This is a genomic window from Alistipes montrealensis (assembly GCF_018362775.1).
Classification (GTDB): domain Bacteria; phylum Bacteroidota; class Bacteroidia; order Bacteroidales; family Rikenellaceae; genus Alistipes; species Alistipes montrealensis.
In genome coordinates, this window is the sequence record NZ_JAGYXY010000004.1 from 167,595 (window position 1) to 188,302 (window position 20,708).

General features: G+C 45.3%; 13 protein-coding genes. All 13 read right to left on the reverse strand.

All coding sequences use genetic code 11. The features are described from left to right. Positions 1-243: 243 nt before the first annotated feature. Positions 244-2,121, reverse strand: coding sequence for an alpha-1,3-galactosidase-related protein (locus KG007_RS09745; RefSeq protein WP_213348520.1), 1,878 nt, complete (start codon positions 2,119-2,121; stop codon positions 244-246). A 98-nt stretch (positions 2,122-2,219) separates the two neighbouring features. Next, the gene (locus KG007_RS09750; protein WP_213348522.1) at positions 2,220-4,139 is read right to left on the reverse strand and encodes a RagB/SusD family nutrient uptake outer membrane protein; all 1,920 of its coding nucleotides are present in this window, start codon (positions 4,137-4,139) and stop codon (positions 2,220-2,222) included. 12 nt (positions 4,140-4,151) lie between these two features. Beyond that, the gene (locus tag KG007_RS09755) at positions 4,152-7,517 is read right to left on the reverse strand and encodes a TonB-dependent receptor (RefSeq protein ID WP_213348524.1); all 3,366 of its coding nucleotides are present in this window, start codon (positions 7,515-7,517) and stop codon (positions 4,152-4,154) included. A gap of 240 nt (positions 7,518-7,757) precedes the next feature. After that, a complete protein-coding gene (locus KG007_RS09760) occupies positions 7,758-8,939 on the reverse strand; it encodes a FecR family protein (RefSeq protein WP_213348526.1) in 1,182 nt (393 codons plus the stop codon). Positions 8,940-9,002: 63 nt separating this feature from the next. Then, positions 9,003-9,560, reverse strand: a complete 558-nt coding sequence (locus KG007_RS09765) for an RNA polymerase sigma factor (RefSeq protein WP_213348528.1) — start codon at positions 9,558-9,560, stop codon at positions 9,003-9,005. Positions 9,561-10,135: 575 nt separating this feature from the next. Further along, the gene (locus KG007_RS14110) at positions 10,136-10,342 is read right to left on the reverse strand and encodes a type II restriction endonuclease (RefSeq protein ID WP_213348778.1); all 207 of its coding nucleotides are present in this window, start codon (positions 10,340-10,342) and stop codon (positions 10,136-10,138) included. 674 nt (positions 10,343-11,016) lie between these two features. Beyond that, entirely contained in the window at positions 11,017-12,288 is a 1,272-nt protein-coding gene (dcm, locus tag KG007_RS09775) for a DNA (cytosine-5-)-methyltransferase (RefSeq protein ID WP_213348530.1), read from the reverse strand. A gap of 49 nt (positions 12,289-12,337) precedes the next feature. Further along, positions 12,338-12,760, reverse strand: coding sequence for a very short patch repair endonuclease (locus tag KG007_RS09780; protein ID WP_213348532.1), 423 nt, complete (start codon positions 12,758-12,760; stop codon positions 12,338-12,340). 29 nt (positions 12,761-12,789) lie between these two features. After that, the gene (locus tag KG007_RS09785) at positions 12,790-14,082 is read right to left on the reverse strand and encodes a hypothetical protein (RefSeq protein WP_213348534.1); all 1,293 of its coding nucleotides are present in this window, start codon (positions 14,080-14,082) and stop codon (positions 12,790-12,792) included. 8 nt (positions 14,083-14,090) lie between these two features. Further along, entirely contained in the window at positions 14,091-16,856 is a 2,766-nt protein-coding gene (locus KG007_RS09790; protein ID WP_213348536.1) for an EcoRII N-terminal effector-binding domain-containing protein, read from the reverse strand. Positions 16,857-16,858: 2 nt separating this feature from the next. Next, positions 16,859-18,151 carry a hypothetical protein gene (locus KG007_RS09795; RefSeq protein WP_213348538.1) on the reverse strand — a complete coding sequence of 431 codons (1,293 nt, stop codon included), beginning with the start codon at positions 18,149-18,151 and terminating at the stop codon, positions 16,859-16,861. Then, positions 18,105-19,280: an AAA family ATPase gene (locus KG007_RS09800; protein WP_213348540.1), complete on the reverse strand. Its 1,176-nt coding sequence runs from the start codon at positions 19,278-19,280 to the stop codon at positions 18,105-18,107. Before KG007_RS09800 ends, KG007_RS09795 begins: the two co-directional genes overlap by 47 nt. A 90-nt stretch (positions 19,281-19,370) precedes the next feature. After that, complete coding sequence (locus KG007_RS09805) at positions 19,371-20,633, reverse strand: tyrosine-type recombinase/integrase (protein ID WP_213348542.1); 1,263 nt, start codon at positions 20,631-20,633, stop codon at positions 19,371-19,373. Positions 20,634-20,708 lie beyond the last annotated feature (75 nt).

Below are 20,708 nucleotides of genomic sequence, written 5' to 3' on the forward strand. Positions count from 1 at the left end.
TTTTAAGGTTTAAGCGGATGTCGGGCGGTTCCTGTCGCTGAACGGTCAGTGCGGCCCGATTGGGTAAATTTCGTAAAAATGAAGGGAAACTCCAAAATATAGTGCCTGAAAACAATGGCTTTTGAGCATTTACGATCTGTTTTTGCCGAAAAAATGTAAAAGGCCGGTTTTAAGGGGTGCATAAAAAGCGCGATTCTGCCCGGAGCCGGACAAAATCACGCTGGCGGAATCGCTTTTAAGCGACTATCGTTTTTTGAGGCCCGGACGCGTTGCGGCCTTGTTCCAGACGACCTTGTAGGGCGATCCCGGAGATACTTTCACCTCGCGTTTGTCCATGTTCTCGACGCTGATGGTTTTGCCGAGGACTTCGCCGACGAATTTGTTGTCGAGTATCTTCACATTTTTGGATGCGTCGATCGTGATTCCGGCTTTGCGCGGATGCCACGGACGGAATTCATAGCTTCGTTCGATCGTGTTGCCGCAGAAGGAGAGCCCGTCGACAGAGGTCGCGTAGAGGACCGGGTAATCGGCCGCACAGAAATGGTTTTCCTCGATGCGGATGTTGCGGTGGAAGGGACGCGAAGGATCGGGTTCCGGAATTTCGGGCAGGATGGAGATGATCGCCTCGGTAAACTGGTACATGGACGAGAGACAGGAAGCGTCGAAGCGGTTCCCGCGGATCAGTACGTCTTTGACGGCTCCGCTTTCATACCAGTAGTTCGCATCCCCGGCGATGAGGATCGCCGAGCCGCTGGACGCGAAAAAGTTGTTCTCGACGACGATTTTTCCGGGCGTGGAAACCAGCAGCCCGCGCGCGCGGTTGCTTAAAAAACGGCAGTTGCGAATCTCCACATCCGGCGTCCAGGTGCGATTTTCCAGCGCCATGCCCGCCTTGATTCCGGTGGAGAAAGGTTTCTCGGTTTCGAGGATAAACTCCCTGTCATTGAGTTTGGTAAATGATTTCGTAACATTCTCTTCCTCCGTGCACAGGGTTTTGTTGTCGATGAATCCGACGTTGTCCCCCGGGACGGCCCACCTCAGGCCGACGCTCATCGACTCCATGAACCTGCATTTGATCTGGGTCGGGGAGAGTATTTCCGTGATGCGGACGCAGGTCCCGTGGATGTTGATGGGGTCGTCCATCAGGTACTGCCATTCGCAGTTATTGACCCGGATGTAGCCTTTGCAGCCCATGGCGTGGATGCCGTCGTCGTGGCCGCTGAAGTAGCGTCCTTTCGCCTTGTTCGGGACCACGTCGACATTGTCGAAACTCAGGTTTTCCGCATACTGGCACAGGATTCCGAGTCCGGCCGTATGGTGTATCGTGATGTCGTTCAGCGAGACATTGCGGCTTTCGTTGATGAATATTCCGGCGTGGTCGCGCTCGCCGTGGCGGAGTGCCAGGATATTGCCGGCTTTCGGATAGCGCCCGAATCCTCCGTCGCGCTGAATCCGGACAACGCCCGGAACCAGCTCGGCCGCTTTGTATTGATACCATTTGCCGCCCAGGGCCTGGTCGCCGTTCTGGATGACCCCGGTGTATACGTCGAGTTCCATCATCCGTGTCACAGCGCTCTTCCAGCCTTCGCCGACGAATACGAGTTTGCCGTTCTCGATCAGGTAGGGATATTTGCAGGGGTCGATACGGAGGTCGAAATAATCCGTCCCGACTCCGGTAACTTCTCCCTGTCCCATCAGCGGAACATCCCAGTCGACCGTGAAATTTTTCAGGACCGCGTTGCTGCAATTGTCGAGCGTAACGGGCTGGATGCGGTCGTGCATGATAAATTCCGATCCGCCGCCGTCGAGCGTAATGCCGTCGATTCCCTCGAAAAACACCGCCAGACGTTTGGGGTTGATATCCGAGGTGTTCGACTCGTGGTAATCCCGTTCGATGGCATGCTGGGGCCAGAAATCGTAGCGGCCTTTCGGGAAAAAGAGGACGCTTCCCGGTTTGGCCTTACACATTTTTACGGCTTCGTTGACGAATGGCGTCGCATTGACCCGCGAATCGGGCCGGAGCCCGAGTTGTGTGATGCGGATCGTGTCTGCGGCAGGCGGTGCGGCGCTTGCCGACAAAAATAAAAGCAAAAACAGGGATATCGCTCCGAAGGTCTTCATTTTATACAGTTTTTAGTTTTTATAGCAATCAGGACGGGAGGCGTTCCCGGAACATTGCATACCCGGCAAACATTCCTCCCGTCTATTAATTTGCTTGTTTACCATCCCGGATTCTGTACCAGGTTTTTGTTGCTGGAAATATTTTCCGCATCGATCGGATAAAGATAGTGTTTTTGTTCGAATATTTTGGAAGTTTCGATCGACGGCATGATCGTAAGGTAACTGTCGTACGGCTGCACGTTGGCCGTCGTGAAGCCTGTGGGGAAGCAGTTCCAGCGCTTCGAAGGTTCGGCGAACGTCAGGTGGGCGATTTTCCACCGCCGGGCGTCGAAGTAACGGTGTCCCTCGAACATCAGTTCGATCGTCCGCTCTTGGCGGATAATTTCCCGGTAATCTTTTCCGGCAATGCCTTTCCAGGCATCGTCGATCCGCGGGACTCCGACCCGGTCGCGGATATCGTCCATGTATTGCAGGGCCAGTCCGCCGAGTGTCCCGTAATATTCGACATACGCCTCGGCGTAGTTCAGGTAGAGTTCCGTCATCCGGATGTGCGGCCATGCGTAGTCGATACGGCCTGCGGAGATCGAATTGTTCGGGAAATACGAATTCGGATGCACGGTTTTCTTTACGAGATAGCCGTTGATTGTCTGCATGTCGCGGTTCGGATCGTTACCCATCGTCAGCTTGGTCGTCGGATGTTTTTCGCCCATGCGCAGGTAGAGGGTGTAGTTGCCCCGGAGTTCGTAATTGTGGGCCCTGTCGTAGGCGATGTCCGCATAGAACCGGGTTTCGCGCCCCAGGTGCATCTTGGCGGTCCACTCCCCGTATTCGTCCTGGACCGGGTCGTACCGATGCGGATAGTCGAATTCCGGGTCTTTGTCGATCGGAAGTCCGTTCTTCGTCAGGAAGGTTTCGACCATGCGGAACGACGGCGAAACCCCGCCGTAGGGAACGCTCACGGAGTTGTTCGTGAGTCCGCGGATCGCATACATCTGCTGGCTGTTTACCGGACTCCGGGAGTCGACCCAGATCATGTCCGGGTTATCCGAAATTTCGCGGGGAAGCGTCGTGATCATATTCCGGGCTGTCTGGTAGGCGGCCTCGGCCGGCGTGAGCGATCCGTCCGATTTGAATCGGAATAATTTGTAGCCCTCCTTTTCGGCGGCGGCGATCGCTTCGGCAGCCGCATCGAGTGCCGTCTTCCACTTCTCTTTGTCGTAAGTCTGGCTGATGAGTTGCTCCCGGTTCTTGTTCTTGAAGTCGGCGTAGTATTCCGAATTGCCGTTGAAAAGCGGACTGGCGGCATAAAGCAGCATCCGAGATTTGATTGCCAGGGCGGCGACATAGTTGGCGCGGCCCATGTCCAGCGCCGAGTAAGCCCGCGTGGCCTTCAATTCGCCGGCCGCTTCGTCGAATCTTTTTGCAATCCAGCTAACGCATTCGTCATAGGGCCTCCGGGTCGGATAATAGACCTCTTCCGGGGCGTCGTTGGGGACAATGCCGCCAACGAGACAGATGGGACCGTAAAGCCGCAGGAGCGAATAGTGGAGATAGGCGATCAGGAATCTTGCTTCGGCTTTCCATCGCGCCTTTTCGCCGTCGCTGGCGTTGGGAACATCGTCTACCATGTCGATAAAGGTGTAGCATTGCCGAATGCCTCCGTAGAGGTCATAAGCGGCGCAGCGCGAGGGTTGTTTTTTGCTTTTGTGGTGCGACCAGTAGTTATACAACGGCTCCGCAGCCGATATCTGTCCCGTATGGGGAGCTTTGGCCCAGTGCCAGTCGGTTCCCCATTGGGAGGTGAGGGCCACTTCGTCCCCGGCGCCCCATATCTGCGGTTCGCCGTTGAAGTCGTTCGAAGCGGGCAGGTAGCCGTAGCATCCGTACAGGAATTTTTCCGCAGAGGTCCTGTCTTCGAAAACCTCCTGGAGCGTTCCTTTCTTTTCCGGTTCCAGGTCCAGGTAACTGCATCCGGCCAGCACGAGGCAGAGCGATATTAGTAGATATTGCGGTTTCATAATTGTCGATCGTTAAAAGTTAAACTGCGCTCCGATGTTCACGATTCTCTGAAGCGGATAACGGAGTCCGTTGCCCCGGTTGTCGCTGGACGATTCCGGTTTGTTGTCATAACCGCCCAATTCCGGGTCCCAGTGTTTAAAGGGGGAGAATGTCAGCAGGTTGGCGCCCGAAACATAGACTCTCATCCATTTGAACGAGTAGCCTATCTCGAGGTTTTTCAGGCGCAGGAAGGCGCCGTCGCGGAGCCAGTAGGAGGAGAGCACCTCCGTATTGTCGCGGCCGTCGGTATGCGAAAGGCGCGGATAAGCGGCGTCGGGATTCGGATTGTTTTCCGACCAGTAGTCCTCGGCGACGAATCCGAGTACGTTCTTGTGATAGACGCCGAACGGATGAATGTCGTTCATGTAGATCGACACCTTTGCGATACCCTGGAAATAGACCGAGAAATCCCATCGTTTATACTTTGCCGAAAGACCGAAGCCGTATACGACCTGGGGAATATACGGATCGCCGATATAGGTCCTGTCGTATTGGTCGATCTTTTTGTCGCCGTTCAGGTCCTGATATTTGATGTCGCCCGGTTTGACGTTGGCCATCACGGCCGACTGGTCGGGGCTGTTGTCGATATCGGCCTGGTCCTTGAATAGCCCCAGTGCAACGTAGGCCGGTCCGATCCGGTTCATCGGACCGCCGCGCTCGTACTGGTAATCCCATTCGTATTCCGGTTCGTCCCGGAACAGCAGGGTGTTTTTTGCATAGGTGAACGTACCTTTGAATGTCAGGAGAAAATCGGGATTGAAGACGTGGTTGTATTCGAGCGAGAGGTCTACGCCCTCGTTGCGTGTCTTGCCCATGTTGGCAAACGGCGTAGCACTGCCCATGCCGACCGTCGCCGGCACTGTCTGGCGGATCAGCAGGATGCGTTCCCGGTTTTCGCGGAAGAAATCGGCGATCAGCAGGAACCGGTTGTCGAACAAGCCGAGCTCCAGTCCGATATTCTTTTTCAGCGAGGTTTCCCACGTGGCGTAGGGGTTGCCGTAGCGGGTTATTACCGCACCCTTCATCGAACTGTTGAATGCCGGGCCGAACGAATAGCTCTTGCCGTCCATCGTCAGGTGTGTATAGCCTTGGAAGCGTTCGCTGGTGAGCGAATTACCTACCAGGCCGTAGGAGCCGCGCAGTTTCAGCAGGCTGACGACTTTGGTAAGCGGTTCGAAGAATTTCTCGTTGGAGATGATATAACCCAGGGCAATCGACGGGAAGAACCCGAACTTTTTCCCCTTGACGAAGTTGTCGCTGCCGTTATAGGCGAAGTTGAATTCGGTGTAATAACGCCTGTTGAAATTATAGGTCAGGCGGCCCGCTATACCCTGGTTCTTTTCGCCCAGGGCCGCGTTGTAGTTGTTGCTTGCGGGATTGTTGCGGTAGTAGCCCCGTTGCAGGTAGATGAACTGGGCGTTCACGTCGTGTTTGCCGAATTCGCGGTGGTAGTTGAGCATGATATTGGCATTCGCGAGACGGTCGCTGGAGTTCGAATTCCTTGCCACGGCGGCGTTGCTGCCGTCGGTGTTGATCGAGCGCAGGTCGTATTTATAACTGCCGTCGTCGTTCTGTATCAGTGTATTGGGGTCTATCTCGAAATAGAATGGCGTGATGTATTTGCCGGTCGAGGTGCTGTTGAATACTTTCAGCGAAAATTGTCCCGTGACGGAAAGCCCTTTGGTGATGAAATCCAGTTTCTGGTCGAAATCGACCGTTCCCATCGAAGTCGTCCGGAACATGGCGTTGACGCCCTGCGCCAGTGACGCGTAGGGGTTGGCGAACATGTTCTGCTGGGGGCCGCCCGATTTGTTGCCGAAAGGAATGTAGTTCATCTCTTCGGTCTGCGGGAATTTTACGGGGAATTGCGAAGGTGAGGCCCACATCACCCGGCCGAAGAGATAATTCACGTCGTTGAGCGGCCCGGTGTAATCCTGCACCTGGATATTCAGTTTTACGCCGATCTTGGTGGTTTTGGTGAGCTGGCTGCTGACGTTCGACTGGAACGAATAACGCAGGTTGTGGATATTGTTCTTGAAGGGATTTTCCGGGGCTTGTTTCAACAGGCCCGATTCGTTGGTGATCGAAGCGCTCATAAAGTAGGTCACGCGCTTGGCAATACCTCCCGAGACGTTCAGGTTGACCGCCTGCGTATAGGTTTGCTGTTTGAAGAGTTCTTTATACCAGTTGACGTTGGGGTACACATACGGGTTGAGTTTGTTGATGGTTCCCTGGATCGCCTCTTCCGAAAATTTCGGTTCTGCTCCGGGAGTACGCGCTTCGATGGCTTCGTTGAACATGCGCATATATTGCACGCCGTCGGCAAGCTCCGGGATTTGCGTAGGCATCGACATGCGTCCTTCGACGCGCAGGTTTATCTTCGGTTTGCCGCCCTGGCCCGTTTTCGTCGTCACGATCATCACGCCGTTTGCACCGCGCGATCCGTAGAGGGCTGTCGCCGTGGCGTCCTTGAGGATCGAGAAATTCTCGATCACTTCGGGGGCGAGTGCATTCAGGTCATATGACGAACACTCCACCCCGTCGATCAGGATCAGCGGATTCTGTGCGGCTTCGGCAAAGGTGCTCACGCCGCGAATCCAGAAATTAGCTCCGTCTGCGCCCGGTTCTCCGGACTGCTGCACCGAGATTACACCGGCGATACGGCCGGCAAAACTATTCGTCAGGTTAGCTGCCGGCATCTTCATGTCCGAGGTTTTGAACGACTGGATGGCGCCGATGACGCTCTCTTTCTTCTGCTGCCCGAACCCGACCACCACGACCTCTTCCATCACCCGGTTATCCTCGTTGAGGACGATATTGCAGATGCTCTCGGCTCCGGGCGTTATCTCCTGGTTCAGGTATCCGATGTAACTGTATACGAGCGACGAATTCATCGGAACATCGATCACGTATGTACCGTCGATGTTGGACGATACTCCGATCGTCGTCCCTTTTACGATCACGTTTACGCCTGCCAGCGGGGTCCCTTTGGTATCGGTAATCGTGCCGGTGATTCGTTTGGTCCCGGATTGCCGCCGTGCCGGCTCGCTCTTTTCTGCGGCCTGCTTCTCCGTCTTTACGATAAAGATTTGGCGGTCTTTGATTTCATAAGAATTGTCGGTCGCCCTGAAAATCTGGTTGAGGACCGTTTCGACGGTTCCGTTGTTCACGTCGACCGAGACTTTGCGGTCGACATCGACGATGTCGTTGGAATAAAAGAAAATATATTCGGTCTTTTTCTCGATCTCGGCCAATATCTCCTTTATAGGCTTGTTTTTTGCCTGGATCGACAGGTGAGTGGCTTTCGGGAGTGCTGCTGCGGCGTTTGCCGTCCACATTCCGGGCGACAAAAACAGAAACGCCAACTGTATCACACACAATCCCCGACGAAATAATGATTTCTTACAGCATGATTTATTGTTATTATTCATACCTTTGTAAGGATTTAATAGTTAATTTTTAGCATTTTAACGGTTAGATCACAGGCCGGGCGATAGTACCAGTATCGCTCGGCCGTTTTTTTACAGGCTCGTTTTTTATCTCATAGGCTCTTCGGTTTTTCGGGTTTAAGGTTGGTTTTATTTGTCTTTGAGTACGATTATGTACATGTTGTCTCCTACGTGCTCGCAGGTCACCGGCATACTCAGGCTCAATCCCTGCAATACGTCGTCGAGGTTACCTTTCAGGTCGAGTTTGCCGGAACAGATGAATCCGCCCGCCCGTTCGCTGCAAACGATCGAAACATCGTAGTAATCCGAAAGACGCCGGGCGACGGTCTCCAGTTTCTCCTTGTCGAAATAGTAGGCCCCTTCGATCCATGAGGCATATTTGCGGACATCGACTTTCTCGATGCGCGTCCCGCCTTCCGAGGCCTCGTACATCTGTTCCGGTTCGAGGACGGTTTTATTCCGCCCCGCATTGTCTGCGACCCTTACGGAGCCTTCTACCAGGACGATGCGTTCGAGTTTTTGGCTGTCGTACGCACATACGTTGAAGCGGGTTCCCATGACTTCGACATTCAGTCCCTTGGTCCGCACGATAAACGGGCGGTCGTCGTGTACTACATCGAGGAAAATCTCGCCGTCGACATAGATTTCACGCTGTTTGCCGATGAACTCCGCCGGATAGACGACACGCGTATTCGCATTGACCCACACCTTGGTTCCGTCGGACAGGGTGAGCCGCGACATTTTGCCTTTCGGAATGATGAGCTGGTTGTATTTGGCCGATTCTTTCTTGGGTATCTCCGACCGGCTTACCGTGATTTTAGAATCGTCGTAGCGTATTTCAGCCTCTTTGTCGGTGATAACCACTGTTTTGGCATCGGAAAGGATCAGCTTGGTTTCTTTGCTGCCGGCAGAATCGGTTTTTGCGCAGGCATATTCGTAGATTTCGCCGTGCGGCGGATTATTGATTGCGGTCCATAACGCAAACAGCAGCAGTACCGATGCGGCGGCTACCGTCGGATAGAGCACGTATTTCCGGCGGAGAAATCGCTTCGGTTTGTTCAGTCCTGTTTCTGCCGCAATATTATCCCAGAGCCGGGAAATTTCCTGATCGGTGATGAAAGGCAGGATTTCGTTGGAGGATTCGACATACCTTCTGGCAACGAAATATTCACTGATATTGGGAGGATCGGAAGCTACGAAATCCTGCCAAAAAGAGATGCTTTCCCGAACAGGATTTTTCACGGATGCGATGAAAAAATCGTCCGAAAGGAAATCTTCGAGCGTGAATAAGTTATAATCGTTGTCGTTCATCCGGAGAAGCGGTTTTATACAGTAAACACCGCTGCCCGGATTTTATAATCATTTTTCCGGAAATTAATTCAGATAATTCGTCCGGATACGCTTCAAGGCCCGCTGGATGGTGTTCAGGACGGCCTGGTAACTCATGTTCATGACATCGGAAATCTCGCTGATGCTGAGGTTGTCGATATACCTGTAATGCATTGCCTGCTTCTGGCGCGGCGTGAGGGTCGACATGATTTCGGCGACTTTGTCCTGCATCATCACTTCTTCTTCCTGAATTTCGATTCTACGCGAGGCATCCTCGCAGGCCGGTTCTTTCGCTTTGGCCGCGTTGCCTGTTCCGAACCTGCTCTTATCCCGTTTCAAACTGTTGATAAGGCTGTTGCGAAGTGTTGCGAAAAGATAATATTTGATGTTGTCGGTAGGGTGGAGGTTGCGCCGGTTGGAGTATATTTTGACAAAGACATCTTGAATGCAATCTTTTACCAATTCCCGGTCTCCGGTAAATTGGGATCCGTACATGAACAGTACACGGACATATCTTTCGAAAATATGCGCATAGGCTTCCCGGTCTCCGCCGAGAAATCGATTCCATAAAGACGCGTCGTCCCTGTTTTTCTTTATGTTCATATTTAACGCCGCGAGCCTTTCGGATTATAATTTTGCCCTTATTTTTTACGTTCCGCGTACAACTGCTTACAATATTCGCAAAAATTCCCGTAATAACCAAGTAATTCAGCCTTAACATCGTGAAATGTATCCCGTTTTTACCGCAATCAGGCGCTCGGATGGTTGCGGAGTGTGCCATGGGTTCATCGTAAACAACTTTATGCTGTCCCCGGAAGATGCTTTACCTGAGTTTGGGCCGTGTATTCCGGTCTGTAATGTTTATTGGCCTGACGGTCCGAACAATAAGGGGCACTCTCACAGAGTGCCCCTTATTGTTATAGTTTATAAAGAATAAATTATGTCACTTTCCGATGCAGAAAATCTACTGTTTTCATTATCTGAGAAATAACTTTAAATTGAATAATTTGGAGCTGAATGCCCCTCGATTTTAGACTGAAATTACAACGTCTTTGTTATCAGTTTGCTGTGTCTATTCTTACTGTTTTTTAATTGTATTGAAAATAAGTGTTTTATGATTTTATAAGAGACCTGTTTTCTATTGTGGTAAATATAAATAAATCTTTGAGAACGAAATGTTAGTGCAAGGTTTTTATAGGCGTTCCTGGAAAGATGAAGTCTGGTTTCTTGTATCCTTCTGTTGCAACTTGAGTTTCGTACTGTAATTTGCAAGTCGTGAATGTTGTTAACTGGTGATACTCCAAAGATTTGCCTGCACGACTTTTTCTACGATTGAGTATTTGATTGGAAAATGCTATAAGTTCTGTCTGTATTTTTAAATCCAGCTTTTATATCTGTAGTGTATAGTTTGACCTTGAATGCTTTAAATAACTCATATCCAGTATTGATACATGATAATATATGTTTATCCGGATTTTGGCATATCATAACATCCGTTATTGGTGTGTTTTGATAAAGCAATCCCAAGCATAGTTCGCCATATCTACTGTTGTTGGAAATTGGTTGTAAGAGTTGAGAATATTCTGAAATATCTCCAGCAGGGCATCTTCCGGGTTAATGATATAGTTTTTTGATTAACGCATTTGTTTCGACCGGACTCATGCCAAATGCATTGAGAAAAGCCTCAATATCTTCATCTGATGACAGGACATATCCTTCATGTTAATCCTCGCAATGTGGCGCAGGATCAAAAGATCTCCGACATTCTGTCTGTAAGGAACGGAAAGTTTCGTCCGAATCGGGTTATATCTGTATTCATTTTTACTTCCATAGTAAGAAAGCGACTTTGAGATACAAAGTCATTTTGCCATTTTATATTTATGCTTCGCTCTTTTCTTTCCTTCCGGTTGCCGGGACGTTCGAAGAATAAACGCCATGCTTTAGTTGATGTTAAATATCCAGATTTATGACACCTGAAGCTCCGGCATCATTGGCTGATATGAACTTGCAAAATGTTGCTGTTTAGCTTACTACAGATACAATGGCATCTCTTACAATATTATCTTCTCTCATCTCTGAGCATCGTTTTTACCAGATTTTTGGCAACTGCGGAAATAAGGGGGACAATGACAGAGTTTCCGCATTGATGATATGCCTGGACATCGGATACCGCATTGATGATATACTTGTCTTCGTAGCCCATCAAACGGGCACATTCCCGTGTTGTGAGGCGACGAGGATTCTTATCAGGTCCTTGTGGTATAAGTATTTCAGAACCATCTTTATAATATCTTGCACTTAGTGTTCTCGTAATCCCATTCAAATCGACGAGCCCGAATCCGAACCCGTTGCCATTAGCCTGATGTTTTAACGCATAATTCTGTAGGTATGTCCATAATTTGTCAGTTAAAGTGTATTTTGCATCAACATTGTTTTCCAAAATCTCACTGATTTTAGTTGAGACTTCATTCACGCTCGGAAACGTGAAATTCTCTTCTCCATGAAATATGTCGTTTCGAAAACCCACAATCATAATACGTTCACGATGCTGGGGAACGAAATGTTTGCCGTCCATGATTTGGTAGTGGATGTTGTATCCTAGCTCTCTTAATGTATTAGAAATAACTCTGAATGTATTTCCTCTGTCATGTGACTGCAAATTTTTGACGTTTTCCAGAAAAATAGCTTTGGGTTGTTTCCTCCGAATTATTTCAGCAACGTCAAAAAAGAGCGTTCCCTGTGTTTCGTCTAAGAAACCATGGGCACGTCCCAGACTGTTTTTCTTGGATATTCCTGCAATGGAAAATGGCTGGCATGGAAATCCGGCACATAATATATCAAAATTGTCTGGGATATAATTTTTGTTTTTTTCATTGGTTATGTCGCCAAAAGGCATTTCCCCAAAATTTGCAAGATATGTTTTTTGTGCATATTTATTCCATTCAGATGAATAAACACATCTGCCTCCGAGATTTTGCATGGCAATGCGAAACCCACCCATCCCTGCAAAAAGATCTATAAAAGTAAATTTCTTCCGTTTGGGTGCGGGATAAGGTGTGTTTAATACATCTGATAATAATCTGTATTTCTCAATATCTTTCAGGACTATTGATTCCGGATTACTCAAATCCGGATATTTCTTCTTGAGCAGAAGTTGCAAATATTTGCGGCAATCCTTGCTGTAATATTTTGCAACAGGACCTTGATTATGTATCCAGTGTGTCATTACAGCCAGCATTTCTTCCGGCGTGGGACTATCCTGACTTTTTACTTTTAATATTTCAGAGGCTTCTAGCTGATAATGAGTATCTGCCTTTATTTTCTTTGTCATCGTAATATAATATCTCAAGATACAAATATAGACATAATGCTTGGTTAGATTATTGTTCTGAAAGGATTTCTTTTTTTATCTCTTCAAGAGTGGTGCTGATTGCATCCTGTTTTAGCTGGCACTCCCAGATTGTAATCACGTGCCAGTCGGACTGTTTGAGTATGTTTAAATTTTTTAGATCTCGCTGCTTGTTCTGGTTGATTTTGTTAATCCACCATTCTGTTCGTGTTTGCGGAATGACAAAATACCTACAACCATCGTGTCCATGCCAAAAACAGCCATTGATAAAAATGACTGTTTTATATTTAGTCAGAACAACATCCGGAGTCCCCGGAAGTCGTTTTACATTTATTCTGTAACGAAACCCTTGGGAAAACAGATATTTCCTGACTATAAGCTCTGGTTTAGTATTCCGACTCCTGACTTGGCTCATATTGTAGCTGCGAGTTTCCGGTGTATGCACGTCAGCCATGTTCTCTCTTTTAACTTCTCTATTGTGAATCAATAAATTTTGGTATATCCCAATCGGCTGCAATAACTACTGTATTTAACTTGTATTTCAGATAATAATTCTTTATTCAGCATTTTTATATTCTGGAGGGTCTCGGGAAATATAGACTCGGGGACAGAAAAACTATACCTGAGGTCGAATACTAAAGTCACATCCGGCTCATCCTTATCAAGATAAAGATGATCTAAAATTACGAGGCAGTCCGGTGCCGGTCCATTTGTTTTGCAATCTTGTTTTTTATTTTTTTCGGGTTTTTTTATCAGAAGGCCGCTTAGTAATTTAAGGTTTTTACCATATTTGTTCTGAGCATAGTCACAAGGTCTGGTAATATTGAGAACAATATCGTCAATTACTGCCTGTTTTGAATTCAACTGTTCCGACAGGCTTTTCATGACACTTGGGTCATCTTTTATAGAATAGTATTTTTGTAAATCAGCATTGTTATTTATTGCGATAATGCCGGGGGCAATTTTATCGTTCAGATTATTTTTTAACGTAAAATGAAACCAACTGTTCAGTTGATTGTCTATTTGTGTGGATCTACCGTCTGATACCTTATATAGGTTGGTTTCGTTTTTTTTTGATATTTCTGCCTCTGAATCATATTGAGGTGCATTAGAAATTAGGACGTTGTTTAAAGCTTCAAATAAAGTTGACCGTTTCCGTTGGGAATCCTCTGCCTGTGATATAATCTCTCCTCCGTGACAAGTAATGATCTTCTGTAATTTATTTGTAAATTCTGTTACTTCAGGTGAAATCAATCCCCCTAACACTACATTACATGCTCTTTTAATGGTGCTTTTCCAAATCAGAATCTCCTCTATTTCAGGCGTTTCTTCGATTCTAGCAGTTATAGAGTTGAATAGCTTATCATAATCATATTTTTCTGGTTTGTCAATAGCGTAGGAGCCTTTACTCTCAATAAGTGTTTGGAACGGATGAAGATTAAGTTCGTCTAGCTTGTTGGTAACAAGTTCTGCCTGCGCAGAATCCTTTGTCCATAGAATTAAAATATAAAATGCTCCGGGATGGATAATTGATCTTACCCAACTTGTTGATAACTCTGGGTCGAATCCACTATCAAGAGGCCCATCAGAATAGTATAAGTCAAGAAATAATAACATTACATCTGACATCTGTTTATCCGGATAGTTATCTCCATTATTGAGATCAGCATTAAAATACTTACATCCGATGCCTTGGGAGCGATAATGGTCTATCAGTCCTTTGATCTCATCAATTTTGTCATCTACAATTACAACGTTGGGTTCGAGGTATTTCATAGTCGTAGTTATATTTTATTGAAAACTAGTTTAACAATTGCCCCATTATATTCTTCCGGGACTCCATAATCGGATGCTTCTGCATTGTCAATGATATCGAACTTTCCGTATTGCATCATAATTGTGTCTATCAAATATAGTCCTATCCCGATGCCGTTTGCTTTTCTTGAAAAGAATGGAGTTACGACTTCTGATATGCTATCTTTGAATCCAGGCCCATTGTCTGCTACAATAATGGTTGGTGTATCATTATATTTAAAGCTTTTTATAAATATTGAACGCTGAGGCCTGTTGACAGTATCTAGCCAATAAATGCTATTGTCCAATAGGTTCATCAACATAGTGATAAGAAATCTTTTCTCAACTTTGAGGTTCCCGATTGTTTTGTCCAAGTTCGTATTTATTTTTATATTGCGATCCCGAACTTTAAATATATAATTATTTATGGCTCGCTCGATTGCTGCATTAATATCAGTTTCCTCACTCCCCCCTTTCCTTAAGACGGAGATAATACCATCTGTGTAGAATTTTAATTCTACAACTTCGCTCCTTATTTTATCTTTATCAATATCTTCTTGTCTGACTGTCGTTTCCATCCGAGGGACTAATTTTTCAATTTCATGCAGTGCCACTGATGCCGTCATTCCCACTCCGGCAGGGATTAACAGGATTTTAGTATCCTCTTCATATTTTTCTTCAAGCTTTTCCGCCTCAGTGATTAATTTTTGTTTATGTTCTTCATTTTTTATTTCAGCATCTTGAATAAGATTTTTAAATGTCTGGAACCTAGCATCAAAGGTTTGTTCGGATACTTTTCGATTGAATTTTAACCATCTTATACGATCTACTTGCCTGATCGTTTTAAATTCGTTGAGCAGATATTTTACAATTATGTAAAATATCTCATAGGCTTTATTGTGGACGAATCCTTCCCGATTTGTTTTTTCTATCAAGGAGATGGATTGTTCCGGATTCAGATACAGATACCCTATATTCTGGTTATTTGAAAACCATTCTTTGTTTTGGATACGCTCCAAGTCTATTCCGAGCCAGTCGTTTCCTTTTTCACCATAGTCGAAAACGCGAAGGTCTCCTTTATATACTTTTATGCCAGAGTGCTCTCTTAATAGTGTTTTGGTGTAACGATTATCACTAGAGTAATCTCTTAATGAAGCAGCATCAAGATCATATGAGTAAAATTCGAATTTTAAGTCTCCGAAGGGGGTTTTATTCAGATTTGCATCAAATTCATTAAGAAGAGAATCGATCTCAATTCGGTCAAATCCTTGTTTTTCATAAGCTGATCTGAGGAAAGGCCTCAGGCTGCCTTTGATATTTTTATTATACTCGTGATTATTATTGATTTCTCTGCTTCCGATTTCCTGATTATTTTTTAGTAAGAATTGATAACTAAAGATCAGATTGAAATTTTCGTCAACAATAGCAGTAAACTTATAAGGAGCCTCGAGAAGAAATTCATCAATAGATGGAGAGCCTGCCAGCCATTCATTATTGAAAATCAGATTAATGTTAAAACTGTCTTTTTCTAATTTAGGAGACAGCATGGAAAGGGTATGATTCTTCAGTTCTCTCGCCATACCTCTGGTCCAGATTTCTTTTAATCCACTTAAATGGATAGATGTGCCGCTGGTATCTTTGAATAGGAATGTTGAAGGGGACGTTTTAATTTGCCAAGATATCGGAATCTCGGATAAATGTTTTGACTGATTGAATTCCTTCCAATCTATAAATAATTGTATCTCATAATCAGCGAGCTTTGAATACTCAATTTTGCCGTCATTATTGCGAGTAATGAGCAAAGGACGGGTGATAAGGAGTATTTCAGAGCCTAATTTGTGAACAGCAAATCGGCCAATACCTTTTTCTCCCATTGGGGTTCGTTCGTATATCGGTGATTTTATGATTTTTCTCAAACCTGTATTCGGATCGATGGGTTTTCTGTAATCACTTCCCGGTTCCAACCATATATTTTCAATTATATTTGAGGTCATGCCTGTTCCGTCGTCTGTGATGACAATGGAGGCTTCTTCTGTATCTTCAATATCACTGAAATATACATTAACATTTTTTGCATCAGCATCATAGCTGTTTTTGATGAGTTCATAAATTGCCATTACCGGACTTTTGATTAACTCATCTCCCAGAAGACTGAGAATATGTGCTTTGGGGTTAAAAAATTTCTTTTTTACAACACTCCCTTCATTGATTTCCGAATTTATTGTTTGTCGTAAATATCTTTTCTCTCCGGATGAAATTTCCTCTTCACTATCGATGGTATCCTCTTGTTTTTTATTGATTAAATCTTCTCCGGATATAGTTAAGCTTCCTTTTTCTGGTATTTTGGAAATCCCGGATTCTTTAAAGAAATTGGTTACATCATGTTTATTGATCACAAAACCTTCAAATGTTTCTTCGGGATTACGTATGAGAATCAAAAGATCGTTGATGTTATTCTCCTTTAAATAAGGAAAATTCAGGCCGAATCGGGTTAATCGATATTCGTTGCGGGTTCCAGTTCCATAATAGATAACCCGGCTTTCTGTGTCAAAAGTCTCGTTCCATCGTATTGTGACGTATTTGTCCTTATTTTGCCCTTTTATGCCCGGAGAGTCAAAGAAAAGCCTCCATGTATTTTTCGCAAGATAAAATCCTGCCTGATGAGCCCCTGTCGCCCCAACGTCATTAGCTGAGATAAATTTCAGGAATATTATCCTAGCTTTTCGTAGTTTTGTTATTATTCTTGCATTATCCATAGTCAATGAGTAATATTGGATTTAATGTTTATTCTGTAGTGAGTAATATCAATTGTTTCTGCTTCTTTACCGGTTGGCTGAGCCAGTAAATATTTCCCATTCCTATGATGTATATTTACGTGCCAGTACATATTTCCGTCACTTCGTGTAGTCGTCCACATTTGTGGAGTTAAAGTTTTAAAAACTTTAAATGGGATCGCAAAGGTTTGATCTGAATCACCGCATCCGAAACAAACATATGCCTCTTTATGTCCTTTTAAAAAGGCTTCTTGATAAGGATGGAATGCAAACCAGTATTTTTTGTATTGGCCCTGTTTATGTACTCTGGAAATCGAACAAATCAAGGCTAGTTCATTGCTTTTATTTGCATAAGAGATTCTGGATTGCCGAAGCAGTTCCTGCTTAAAATGCTGTTCCAGCTTTTTTACGCAGTCATCGTGAAAATTCACGGGAACGGTCTTCGGTTTATCTGGTTTGTCCTCATTGTTTTGTGTGGCAGAGGCAATCTCATCTTCGTCAATCTCTGTTAATTGCAGATCTTGGGATGTTGTAAATATCAATTCAATCAATTTGTCAACACGGGTATATTCCCGAGGCTTCAGTAACTCATTGATTTGTTGGATTGTCTTTGTGTCGTTCAGAGATTCTTTAAGTTTTAGTAAATTTGTTAGGGCATCAATGCTGATAAGGCGAATATCCCAAGCATGCCTTGAGCCTCTTATTTGAGCCTCAAGGTCTCCTGTATCTTCTCTGCCGACTACTATGAGTACTGAAGATTGGCGTTTGTTTATTTTCCCGGCCTCAATTAATTTTTGTCTGTATCCTTCAATTGTGTCAAGGTTTATGCGGTAAACATCCGTAGTTTTTACTTCTACCACAATACTGTGACCATCTGAAGATCTCCATATTCCGTCGAATCCGATATCGTTCTTTTTTCCTCGGTACAGACCATGCTCAGATTGAAATCCTAAACGCCAACCAATTTGATTGACAATATCCTGAAGGGCAAAGCCATTGTCATCGAATTTGTTGGCCAAACAATTCTCGGCATATGTACAGAGCAGTGGTGTTTGAATTAATCCCAGAAGCTCTCTGAATTCGGCAGAAGCCTGACTGCCGTCTTTCAGATGTCCTTCTCCTGCAAAAGATAATATTTGACTGAGATTCTTTTCTGTAAAGATTTCTGGGCTTTTCTGCCATAAGGATATTATGCTGTTCATCATTCTTGATTTTGGAGATAATCTGTAATTAATTCTTACTGTTAAGAGACTGTAATCCATTGTGAGGATTTCCATACAGATTGTTTATCCACATTCCGAATAACCGATCTGTAACTGAGTAAACTTTGTTGATCTCAGTGATGATATCCTTTTCCAGCAATTTATTCGTTGCGGATTGAACGGAGCTGGCTGAGGTCAAGCTGTGGCGTTTGATGAACTCCGCGGACGTGATTTTTTCTGCTTCACCGTCCTTGGCGATTGCATAAAGTAGCTCTTTTTGTTTTTCCGGGATATTGGATAAAATCTCTCGGAAGATAGTGTCGTTGTATGCAATCAGGTTATTGACTGCACTGCGGAGGGTCTTAATGGTGCATTCATCTCCTTCGGAGGTGTCTGCAAAAGCCTCATTGAATGTTTTCTGGATATAGTAGGTGTGCCCTTTGAAGAGATTGTACACTTTTTCAACATTCTCGCCGCTGATACGTCGGTTGCGCGACTCGAAGTGTCCGACGATGAATGGAATATATAAGTCGGGAATGATTGCGTTCAGCTCCATGACATCTGCACTGTGGTAGAAAGGCCGGGCCGATGACATGAACATCTCCTGCATCATGTGGCGTTCGCTGCCGGCGAAGACGAAGTTGCAGTTGCGAATCTTTTGAATATGAGTTCGGAGCAAGGCTTCAATATTCTTCTCCGGATATTTTGCTATCTGTTGAAATTCATCGATGGCTACGATACAAGGTTTATCTGCAGCGACCAACAGCTGGAAAATTTCTTCCAAGGTATATTCCGGTCGGTCGATGTCTCCCAGCTCGACGTTGAATGTCGGCAGTCCGCTGATCGGGTCAAATCCGAATTTCCCACTGATTGATTTGAGCGTTTGAACGAATAGCTTTGCCATCTTCTTGCTGCGGGGCAGGAGGGTTTCGTAAATCGCGCGACCGAGCAAGTAGGTAAATTCCCGCAGACTCGACGTATGCAGAATGTCGATGAAAAATGTGTAGTATTCGTTCTTAATCTCGGGTTTCTCGTAACAAAACTGAATCAGTCCTGTCTTACCCATACGGCGGGGCGAGATGATGACCATGTTGTTGCCATTGGTAAGCGACTTGATGAGCCTGGCCGATTCCTGCACCCGGTCACAGAAATAAGCTGGTTCAATCTTGCCGGTAACTATAAATGGGTTAATCTCTTTTGCCATATTTAATTTTCTTTAGGGATAAAGATAGTTATTCTATGCGGATTATGCAAATAAAATAAAAGTAAATAAGGCGTATATATAAGGAAAACATTATTTGTGTTGTGTTCCCAGTCCTGAAATTAATGCCCCAACCTCACGTTTTTTATCTTGGTCGAAATCTGCCAGATACTTTTCTGTCGTAAGCAGGGACGTATGTCCAAGGCCTTTTGAGATATAGGCGACCGAAATATTATTCTGCATGAGAATGGTAGCCCATGTGTGCCGAGCTACGAAGGTTGTGATCCTGTTTTTGATGCCTAGTTTTTCTGCTATTTTTTTCATGGTGTTATTGATGTGTTTGATTGCTATCTTATGAACGGTCATTCTTTCGGAAGGAGACATGAATTCGTCGAAGACTCCGAAAATATAGTTGTCTCGTTTTTTTCGACCTCCGATTTTCCATTTCTCAATGATCGCTTGTGCTTGGGGTGTTAGGAAGATCTCTATTTGCACCACAGTTCTTGCCGTGTATTTTGTTTTTTCCCTTGTGAAATACAGGAACTCGTCTCGGATATTTTTCCATTTCAGGTAAAATATATCGATCATATTCATTCCGTTGCAATAAAAACTGAACAACCACATATCTCTGGCCCATGCTTCGTCCGCTGTCGGCTCGTATGAGATTAATGTTGCTAATTCCTCCCGGCTTATCGCACGTTTCGTATTTCTCGATGCCGGGATTTCATATTTATTTTGCGATCTTCTGCCGAACGGATAATTCATTGTAATCCCGTTGGACCTTGCCATATTGACTATGGCCCTCAAATGCTTCAGATGAATTCCGATTGTGGAATTACTACAATCGTGCTTTTTCATATGATGTTCGTATCTGTATAAAAACTCTACGGTTACATCGTCGAATTTGAGCCTTTTTCGAATGCCTTGTATGGATTCCATTGAGTTGCGGTATATTTCTGCCGATCCAATCCGTCCTTCTTTGTTTAATTGTGTTATTTTAGCATGATAAGTCGCATAGACATCTTTCTTATCATAGTCCGGAATTGTATATCCGAACATTCGCTTTTCAAACTCTTTGAATGAAAAATCATCGCCGAGACTTTGGATGATTTTATATGCCGATGCAAGCGTGTCGATTATGACCTCTTTTTTGGGAAGCACGGCCGAAAAAAATGAATGGGAACTTATTTTCTCCCATTCCGCTCTTGTAGCCCGAATGTTTAACGGATAACTTTTTCGATTTTGCGAAGGGCAGTTGATAAATAACCGAAGAACATACGCTCCTGATTTGCATTGCCTCCTGAAGTCCGGCCGTATGACTGCGGATACTTTCAGGTCGAATTGATTTTTTATCATATGTTAAAAATTAGTGTTTGTCCGACTCGGCACCTGACTCATCGGATAATTGCTAACCCGATTTCGGTGCGACCT